This is a genomic window from Tessaracoccus terricola, assembly GCF_054776555.1.
Genome location: NZ_BAAHBS010000005.1, coordinates 1,290,255 through 1,298,887, shown reverse-complemented (window position 1 = coordinate 1,298,887; position 8,633 = coordinate 1,290,255). Strand labels below are relative to the sequence as shown.

The 8,633-nt window shown below is 63.7% G+C and carries 11 protein-coding genes; all 11 read left to right on the top strand.

The features are described from left to right. The first annotated feature begins 860 nt into the window (after positions 1–860). Positions 861–1,595, top strand: coding sequence for an SAF domain-containing protein (locus ACYU7G_RS15915; RefSeq protein WP_461109555.1), 735 nt, complete (start codon positions 861–863; stop codon positions 1,593–1,595). Positions 1,596–1,661: 66 nt separating this feature from the next. After that, entirely contained in the window at positions 1,662–2,351 is a 690-nt protein-coding gene (locus ACYU7G_RS15910; protein ID WP_461109553.1) for a MinD/ParA family ATP-binding protein, read from the top strand. 10 nt (positions 2,352–2,361) lie between these two features. Continuing rightward, positions 2,362–3,876 (top strand): CpaF family protein, encoded by a 1,515-nt coding sequence (locus ACYU7G_RS15905; RefSeq protein ID WP_461109551.1) that lies wholly within the window; start codon positions 2,362–2,364, stop codon positions 3,874–3,876. Beyond that, positions 3,873–4,715 carry a type II secretion system F family protein gene (locus ACYU7G_RS15900; RefSeq protein WP_461109549.1) on the top strand — a complete coding sequence of 281 codons (843 nt, stop codon included), beginning with the start codon at positions 3,873–3,875 and terminating at the stop codon, positions 4,713–4,715. Before ACYU7G_RS15905 ends, ACYU7G_RS15900 begins: the two co-directional genes overlap by 4 nt. Continuing rightward, complete coding sequence (locus ACYU7G_RS15895) at positions 4,712–5,611, top strand: type II secretion system F family protein (protein ID WP_461109547.1); 900 nt, start codon at positions 4,712–4,714, stop codon at positions 5,609–5,611. Before ACYU7G_RS15900 ends, ACYU7G_RS15895 begins: the two co-directional genes overlap by 4 nt. A gap of 17 nt (positions 5,612–5,628) precedes the next feature. Further along, a complete protein-coding gene (locus ACYU7G_RS15890; RefSeq protein WP_461109545.1) occupies positions 5,629–5,814 on the top strand; it encodes a hypothetical protein in 186 nt (61 codons plus the stop codon). 10 nt (positions 5,815–5,824) lie between these two features. After that, on the top strand, positions 5,825–6,172 hold the full coding sequence (locus ACYU7G_RS15885) for a TadE/TadG family type IV pilus assembly protein (RefSeq protein ID WP_461109543.1): 348 nt from the start codon (positions 5,825–5,827) through the stop codon (positions 6,170–6,172). Between the two features lie 15 nt (positions 6,173–6,187). Further along, positions 6,188–6,793 (top strand): hypothetical protein, encoded by a 606-nt coding sequence (locus tag ACYU7G_RS15880; protein ID WP_461109541.1) that lies wholly within the window; start codon positions 6,188–6,190, stop codon positions 6,791–6,793. Between the two features lie 584 nt (positions 6,794–7,377). Beyond that, positions 7,378–7,701 (top strand): hypothetical protein, encoded by a 324-nt coding sequence (locus ACYU7G_RS15875; protein WP_461109539.1) that lies wholly within the window; start codon positions 7,378–7,380, stop codon positions 7,699–7,701. Between the two features lie 66 nt (positions 7,702–7,767). After that, on the top strand, positions 7,768–8,154 hold the full coding sequence (locus tag ACYU7G_RS15870; protein WP_461109537.1) for a TadE/TadG family type IV pilus assembly protein: 387 nt from the start codon (positions 7,768–7,770) through the stop codon (positions 8,152–8,154). A gap of 1 nt (position 8,155) precedes the next feature. After that, positions 8,156–8,632 carry a pilus assembly protein gene (locus tag ACYU7G_RS15865; RefSeq protein ID WP_461109535.1) on the top strand — a complete coding sequence of 159 codons (477 nt, stop codon included), beginning with the start codon at positions 8,156–8,158 and terminating at the stop codon, positions 8,630–8,632. Position 8,633 lies beyond the last annotated feature (1 nt).

Sequence of the window (8,633 nt, the reverse complement as noted above, 5' to 3'; positions counted from 1 at the left end):
CGTGAGATTCCTCCGGCCAGTTGGCTCAAATCGGCAGTTTCGAACGTCCGCAGATCGGCAATTGAGGATGTCACGAACGCGGTGTGCAGTCCCGCTCGCCCAGGCCTGAGCGCCGCGCACGCGTGCGGTGATGAGCCTGGGCGCCTCGACTGTGGGCTATCTCTTGTATGCCGAGATCTCGGTCCCGAGTCTCTCAGCGGTTCCTTGGGAGCACAGGTGACGCCGCCGGTGGTGTTCCTTGAGGGACCTCGTGTCGAGTCGATGGAAGGAATTGGTCATGAAGAAGGTTGATGGTGGCCCAGTGGCGGTCAGAAGGTGGGCGACGTTGCAGGATGCGGCAAGGTATGTGAGCTGTCATCCGAGGACGATCACTCGGCGTTTCGGGGATGGGACGTTGAGCCGGTATCGCATGGGGAGGAAGGTGATGGTTGATTTGGACGAGTTGGACGCGGCCCTGTGTGCGACGTCCTTCCGCATGCCGCGCGAGGCCGGCCGCTGACCGCCTCTGAATCTCCGGGAGCAGGTTCGGTGATGTGTTGATGGTTGGGCAAGGACTGGACATCAGCACTTCTGGGGAGGTTTAGCAGTGGCGAGCCCGCTGAAGTGACCCCTTGCGTGCTTAAACTGCCGGAACGACTGTCCGTGGCAGGACTAGCCGGCCGTGTTAAGGGTTTCCAGCGGCACCGTGGTCTGGTGGGTCGGGAGTGGTTTCCGACGGTGAGCAGAGCAGCTCACGTAGATTGCCTTGGTGCTGGGATCTCCCCGAACCGCGCTGATGCACGCAGGCCATCGTTGGTCTTTCGGGTGTGTTTGTGGGATTCGGTTTCACTGTAGGTACCCGTCGGCGGGATATAGGGACTATGGGCATCACGAGGGCTGCCAGCGTCGCCGAGGAATCCGAGCGCGCCACCGAAACCATGACCACACCCTCTGGCGGGTCTGCGGTGGTTGTCACTCCTGCCGTGGCCCGGAGCCAGCGGCGGCCCCTGCTGTTGGTGGTGTCTGTGCTCCTCATCGTGCTGGGGGCGGCAGGGGGAGCGTTGGCTTGGTTCTCGATCGGCACTGCCGTGGATGCAGTGGTTGCCAGAGCCACCATTGGACGTGGACAGGTGATGGCTGTCGATGACTTCGTTGTGGTCCAGGTGAACCCTGATCCGCACCTCCAGTTCCTTGTCCCAGATGACATTTCGAGTCTTGTGGGCGAACGCGCCGCTCACGATGTCGCGGCTGGGGGACTTGTGCCTGCGTCGGTCGTGCAGGGCGGCGTCCTGCCTTCTGCTGGGCAGTCCGTGATCGGGTTGTCGCTGGGGCCTGGGTTTCATCCGGGGGTGGATCTGAAGGTTGGGGACCACGTGAGGATCGTGCTTGTGGAGCCGGTGTATGCCTGCGGCACCGCCGCGGAGGCGGCTGATGGTGTCGGCGAGTGCCGCGATGGGCGGCTGACTGTGCCGGGGAGCGTGGTCTCGGTCTCGCGGGATCCTGCGAGTTCGCAGTTGTTCCTGGGGGTGCAGGTCGATGAGGGATCGGCGGCGCTGGCTGCTTCGGCTTCGTCTATGGGTAAGGCTGCGGTCGTGTTGGACACGAGGGAGCGCTGAGCGGTGTCTGTGTTTGTGGTGGCGTCTGTCTCCGGGGCTCCGGGGGCGACGACTACCGCACTTGGGTTGGCGCAGCAGTGGGGCAGGCAGGTGTTGTTGGTTGATGCGGACCCGGTGGGTGGTGCCGCGATCCTTGCCGGCCACTATCAGGGCCGGGTGGCTAATCCGGGAACGTTGGTTGAGCTTTGGGTGGCGCAGCGGCAGGGACGGCTTGCTGAGGTGGTGAGTGAGTCGGCGCTGCGGATGGGGGAGTTCCTCGACTTCATCCCTGGCCCTGCCGGGGCTGCGCAGGCGGCATCGCTGATGGGGTTGTGGCCAGCCTTGGCGGTCGAGTTGAAGCGGCTCGACTCCGTCGGCGTTGATGTGATTGTCGACTATGGCCGGCTGGGGCATGCACGCTCTGCGATGCCGCTGCTGCGGATGGCTGATCAAGTCCTGATAGTGGTGCGCAGCGATCTGGTGAGTGTCGCGGCCGCAGCTGCGATGGAGTCCGATCTGACGGAGGCTCCTGTTGGGCTGATCGTGATCCGTAACGGTGTCTACAGTCCGGCGGTGATCGCGAAGGCACTGGGCCGTCGCGTTGAGGTCGAGCTGCCCTGGGTACCGCAAGAGGCCACAGCGCTCATATCGGGCGACCCGACGGGTAGGCGGGGACTTCTGCGTCGTCCTGGTCAGGTGCTCGCGCGACGGCTGAGGACTGCGGCGGAGGGGCTTCAGTGGCGGGCTGAGAAGCGGCTGGAGGAGCTCGATGTCTGACGAAGTCGCCATGGACGTCTCCGAACTGTCCACGCTGCCCCTCTTCCAGAAGCAGCGGCCGGGCCGGCAGCGGGGAACCTTCAGCATGACCGCGCCGCCGCGATCACCTTTGACCCCTAGCAGGGGTGCGGTGACCACAGACCGGACGGCAGGGCATGACGCCGGGGCCGTGGAGGAGTTGCGGGCTCGGGTGCCGCGCACAGTCTCCGGGGCGCTCGATTGGGGGTTGGTTGATTCGTTGCGGGAGGCCGTGTCGGATGAGTTGTCGCAGCGCGTGTTCAGCGATGCGGATCGGGAACTGGTGGGTCGGGAGGTCATTGCCGAGGTTTTGGTGAGGGAGTCACGGGCAGCCACGACGTCTGGTCGGGCGACGTGGACGGTTGAGCACCAAGGCCTCTTGGCGGATGCGTTGTTTGATGCGGTGTTCCGGCTGGGCCGGCTCCAGCCGTACCTCGATGATGACGGTTTGGAGAACATCATCATCTCCGGCTTCGACAATGTGTTGCTGGAGCGGTCCGATGGCAGCCTGATCCGTGGGGAGCCAGTCGCGAACTCCGATGAGGACCTGATCGGGTACCTACAGTTCCTGGCGTCCCACCAGCCCAGGCCGAGGCAGTTCAGCGAGACCGACTCGAAACTGCACTTGTCGTTGCCGGGACGTGCACGGCTGTTCGCCTCGGCGTGGGTGACAGCACGCCCCACGGTCATCATCCGACGCAACCGGCTCGCCACAGCCGGCTTGGCGGATCTAGTTTCCTTGGGGTCGATGTCTCCGACGGCAGCCAGCTTTCTGGCCGCGGCGGTACGTGGCCGAAAGTCGTTGGTGATCTCAGGGGATCAGGGCACAGGGAAGACCACGATGCTGCGTGCGTTGGCTCACGAGCTGCCCTCGCATGTTCAGCTCGGAACGATCGAGACCGAGTTCGAGCTGTTCCTCAAGGACACCGGTAGCCATCAGGTGGTGCATGAGTGGCAGGCCAAGCCCGGATCGGGTGAGATAGGCCCCTCGGGGCGTCGGGCGGGGGAGTACACCGTCCGGGACGCTCTTGAGGACTCGCTGCGGGCGAACCTCGCCTACACCATCGTCGGAGAGGTCCGCGGCGACGAGGTGGTCACGATGTTCAAGTGCATGCAGTCCGGCTCCGGCTCCATGTCCACCACCCATGCACGCAGCGCTGAAGGGGCGATCCGCAAACTCGTGACCTGCGCCACCCAGGCCGGTGCGAACATCACCCGCGAGTACGCGCTGAACGTGATCGCAGAAGACATCGACATCATCGTCCAACTCCAGGTCGAATCCATCAAACAACCGGACGGGACCTGGACCAAGCGCAGGTGGGTCTCAGAGATCGTGGCAGTCGAGCCCGGTGAGCACGCCAAGGGCTACGCCGTCACCACCATCTTCACCACCCCACCCGGGACCCACCGAGCCGTCGCACACCAACTCCCCGCCTCATGGCAGAACCTCACGCAACACGGCTTCGACCTGGATGCCTTCAACGCCGAACGCGGGGCGATCACATGATCCTCATCGCAGCCATCTCCGGAGCCCTCATCGCAGCCGGCATCACCGCCGCCATCTGGGCATTCCAACCCCAACCCGAACCCGCACCCACCAAGCACCGCCGCACCCGACGAATCAGCCCGGGCACAAGGACCATCGTTCTGGTTGGGATCGCCGTGGGGGTCCTTGTCGCTGCCGTGTCCGGCTGGCTGGTGGCCATAGTCCTCGTCCCCGCCGCACTGATCACGGCCCGTCGGATGATCCAGCGGCGCACCAGGCCGAGGGTTGCGAGGCTGGATGCACTGGCCGAGTTCGCCAGGGGGATCGCAGGGGTCCTGGCGGTGGGGAGAGGGATCGAGCAGGCCATCTTGCAAGCATCCCGATCCGCACCCCAGACGATCGAGGCCGAGGTTGGCAAACTCGCTGCCCGGCTACGGGCGAGCTGGGAACTGAAGCGAGCGCTTCGGGCGTTCGCGGACGACTTCGATGATGCGACCGCTGACCTATTCGTTGCAACCTTGCTACTGGCATCGGATCGCCGTGGCCCGGGTTTAGCGGCAGTGATGCAGGACATGGCGGCCTCGGTTGATCACGAGGTTCGGGCCCGGCGCGAGGTGGAGACCGAGCAGCAGAAGTCCCACACAGCTGCGCGGATGATCACCATAATCTCCGCGGTGCTCCTGGCCGGGTTGATGGTCTCAGGCGACTACATCACCCCCTACAACACCCCGCTGGGACAGCTACTCCTGACCGCATACCTGACCGGCTATGCGGCGATCTTGTGGTGGATGAGCCGCATGACCAAAGCCAAGGCAATCCCACGCTTCATAGGAACCACCCCCAATGGAGGCAACCCATGATTACCGGCCTCCAGCTCGCCATCATCTCCGGCGCCCTCATCGCCGGCGGCGCCGCACTCCTGGTCCACCGCTTGGTGCCGGCCCAACCCCACCTCGGTGACGCCCTCGCAAGGCTCCGCCCACAAATACCGGCAATCCACGACCAGCAACCCGCACCAGCTCCGGATCTCGAGACCCGCCTCGGGGCCTGGGTGCAGCAGCACCTGCCCATACCTCAATGGGGTGCACCTGCGAATGCGGACCTGGCCATGGTCGACCGGACCAAAGCCGCACACTACGGCGCGAAGGTCCTCACCAGCCTCATCGGGCTGGTCATCGGCCCCCTCCTCACCATCCTCGCGGCCCTCCTCGGGCTCGAACTGCCATTCGCCATCCCGGTGCTGGGGTCTATCGGACTCGCCATAGCGATGTGGTTCCTGCCAGATGCCGAACTCAAGGACAAGGCGGTCCGGGCACGGGCCGAGTTCTCACACGCCCTTGGGGCCTTCATCGAGATGGTCGCCCTCGACCGGCTCTCCGGCTCCGGTGTCCCGCAAGCCCTCCACGCGGCAGCCAAGATCGGTGACTCGTGGCCGTTCCAACGCCTCGAAGCCACCCTGAAACGCACCGAGTACACCGGCCAGAACCCATGGGACGCCCTCGACGAACTCGGCAAACAACTCAAACTCCCCGAACTCACCGATCTCGCAGACATCATGCGCCTCGGAGGAGCCGACGGCACCCAAATCTATGACTCACTCCGAGCCAGGGGAGAGAACATGCGAAACACCCTCCTCAACACCCACATCACAGCCGCCAACCAAGCCGGCGCACGCATCGCCATCCCCGTCGGCCTCCTCGTGCTCGTACTCGCACTCACCACCATCACACCCGCATTCCTGCGGATGCTCACCTAGAGAAAGGGGCAACCATCATGTCCGCCGTCAACCAACTTATCGGCACCCTCGTGCACATCCTCCAACCCCCAGAGCGTCACCGTGACGAGAGAGGACTGTCGCAATCCACTGAGAACGCCATCCTTCTGGCCGGCGCAGTCGCCGTCGCAGTCATCGTCATCGCGGCAATCACCACCTATGTCCAAGCGAACCTACCCACCTGACGAACGGGGAATGAGCAACAGCGTCCAGATGACGCTGATGTTCCCACTCGTCCTCGGCGTCCTCCTCACCACCCTCCAATGGGCAATGATCTCCTGGGCCAACGCCACCGCCCTCGCCGCCGCCCAAGACGGCGCAAGAACCGCAGCAGCACAATACGCAACCACCGAAGCAGGCCGAACCACCGCCGCAGCAGCCAGCAACAACGGCTCCCTCACCAACATCACCATCACCATCAACCGCAGCCCCACCCAAACAACCGCCACCGTCACCGGAACCGCACTCAGCATCATCCCCGGCTACCGGCCCACCATCACCAAAACCGCACAATCACCAACCGAACGCATCACCACATCCTGACCACCAGGGAGCACCATGAAACACACAACAGCCACCATCCTGACCGTCACCCTCACGGTCGGTGCTCTCACGGCCTGCACCCAACAACCAGAACCAACACCAACCATCAGCACAGCCACCGCCGCTGAGACCACAACAGCACCAACCCCGACTGAAACACTCACCCCAACAGAAGCCCCGACACCAACGGAACCCTCACTCGGCACGGACCAAGTCGCAGCGCAAGAGGTCGTCTCAGAGTTCTTCAGGCTCCTAGATGAGCTAAGACAAGATCCGGGCCTTGCTCTCCAGCCACTTGCGGACGTGACTACGGGGGAGACTCAGCGAATCTTCCTGGACGATGTGGTGCGGTTCAGGGAGGACGGGGTCATACAAATCGGAGATACAAGCTGGGAGTTCCTGTCGGTTGCTGCAGTCACTGAAGTGGACGGAGAAATGAGCACCCTCGTGGAGGTCTGCACCGACTCAGCGGACGCTGACATTGTCGACCAAGAGACGGGTGAGTCGATCCTTCCTGCTGACAGGGGAACTTTGACTCTCTGGACTATCGAGACGGTAACCGAGAACGACAGATGGAAAGTTGGTGACGCCACTAGCGTACCTACTGAGGAGTGTTCCTAATGTTCACGCGCGGACGGATCTCCCTCCTCACCATCGTGATTCTCGTGCTTGGGTTCCCCACTGTGGTTTCCGCTGACTCGGGTGTCGGCTGCTTGTTGTACGACAATTTTCAGCGATGCAAGCTCTGGGCAGCGGATGATGCTTCCGGCGGGTCCGGAGGAGGCGGCGGGGACAGAGGCTCCAGTGGCGGAAGTGAGGTCGGTCCGTGCGGCCCGAGGCCGTGTGTGAGTGGTTTCGGGGTGTGGAACGCTTCTCGCGGCTGCTATGTGCAGCCGGAGGTTCCGCAGCCACCTTTCACCGAGTTGATCTGGGAGGGTCGCACGGAGGGTGTGATCATGCGGTGTGTGATCTCGTCGGCGATCAGTAACGCCACGACTCATTTCTGGGTGTCGAGTGATGAGCCCGAGGCGTTGCCTGACCCGCGGGTGTTGGCGCAGTCGGCGCTGGAGCAGATGGATCTGCGACCGATTCGTATTGGCTCGTTTCCTCACACCGTTGATCGTTCCCCGATGTCGTTGGGTGTTGTGGGGCGCAATGTGTGGATGTGGGTTGACGATGCGTCCGCTTCCACGTTTGGTCCGATCGTGAAGTCGGCCTCAGCCGGTGGATACACCGTCAGCGCCACGGCACAGGTGACACAGGTGGTGTGGGACATGGGAAACGGTGACACGGTCTCCTGCGGGGCGGGCACCCCGTATCCGGCAACGGTGGAGGAGGACCCGCCCTCACCGGATTGTGGCTACGTGTACACCCGCGACGGTCACTACACGATCTCGGCCACCTCCTACTGGGAGGTCGCGTGGAGCGGCATCGGCCAGTCCGGTGTCATCCCCCTCGAACTGACAACCAACGAGCAACTCTCAGTCGCAGAGATCCAGGTCGTCAACGTCCCCGTGGACCAGGGCTGACAACAGGAAGGCGTAGCTGGCATGTTCGAAGGCAGGTGGCGGGACGAACGAGGTCAGATGGTTGGCGTGGAGGCTGCCATCATCCTGCCTGCGCTGCTGATGATCGTGGGGTTGGTGATCCTCCTGGGCCGGGATGCCTTGGCCGAACAGGCCGTCGGATCGGCAGCCGCTTCTGCAGCTCGAGCCGCATCCATCGAACGCACCTCAACCGAGGCCGACGCCGCCGCACGTGCCACAGCAGCCCGAACGCTGGATGAGGCGAACATCAGCTGCGCAAACCAGGACATCTCGGTCAACACTGCAGCGCTCAGCGCCGCTCCGGGTACGCCTGCCGCGGTGAGCGTGACCATAACTTGCAACGTCACACACGACGTCACGCTGCCCGGGTTCCCGGGCACGACATCAGTCACTGCCACCAGAACTTCACCTGTGGACAGCTACCGGAGCAGATGACATGACCCACAACCGCGACGACGAGAGAACCCAGCGGGCAACGACAGCGGCAGTCGCTGGCGCAACTCGACCGGGCCCGGGTGATGAGCGTGGCTCGATCAGCGTCTGGGTCAGTATGGCGTTGGTGGCCTTCATGGTCTGCCTCGGGATCGGAGTGGACTTCGCCGGTCACGCCGCCGCAGATCAACACGCCCGCGCGGTCGCTGCTGAGGCAGCCAGAGCCGGCGGCCAGTTCTTGGAGACTCAGCCGGGCTCTCGGCCTCGTCCCGACGTGTATGCAGCAACCCAAGCCGCAACTGCGTACATCACAGCTTCCGGATTCGCCGGCTTCGCAACGGTCGAAGACGGCGTCATCCACACCACCGTCACCGGCACCGTCCAGACCAACTTCCTGGGCATCGTCGGCATCTCCACCCTGCCGCTGAGCGCTGAAGGAGCCGCCGAAGTAATTCCTGTGATCCACGGACAGGAGAGTTGAA

Bases quoted from the DNA above. Each gene is read 5' to 3' on its own strand.
- ACYU7G_RS15915 (WP_461109555.1), top strand. From the start codon at position 861: ATGGGCATCACGAGGGCTGCCAGCGTCGCCGAGGAATCCGAGCGCGCC.
- ACYU7G_RS15905 (WP_461109551.1), top strand. From the start codon at position 2,362: ATGGACGTCTCCGAACTGTCCACGCTGCCCCTCTTCCAGAAGCAGCGG.
- ACYU7G_RS15895 (WP_461109547.1), top strand. From the start codon at position 4,712: ATGATTACCGGCCTCCAGCTCGCCATCATCTCCGGCGCCCTCATCGCC.
- ACYU7G_RS15885 (WP_461109543.1), top strand. From the start codon at position 5,825: ATGAGCAACAGCGTCCAGATGACGCTGATGTTCCCACTCGTCCTCGGC.
- ACYU7G_RS15900 (WP_461109549.1), top strand. From the start codon at position 3,873: ATGATCCTCATCGCAGCCATCTCCGGAGCCCTCATCGCAGCCGGCATC.
- ACYU7G_RS15865 (WP_461109535.1), top strand. From the start codon at position 8,156: ATGACCCACAACCGCGACGACGAGAGAACCCAGCGGGCAACGACAGCG.
- ACYU7G_RS15890 (WP_461109545.1), top strand. From the start codon at position 5,629: ATGTCCGCCGTCAACCAACTTATCGGCACCCTCGTGCACATCCTCCAA.
- ACYU7G_RS15880 (WP_461109541.1), top strand. From the start codon at position 6,188: ATGAAACACACAACAGCCACCATCCTGACCGTCACCCTCACGGTCGGT.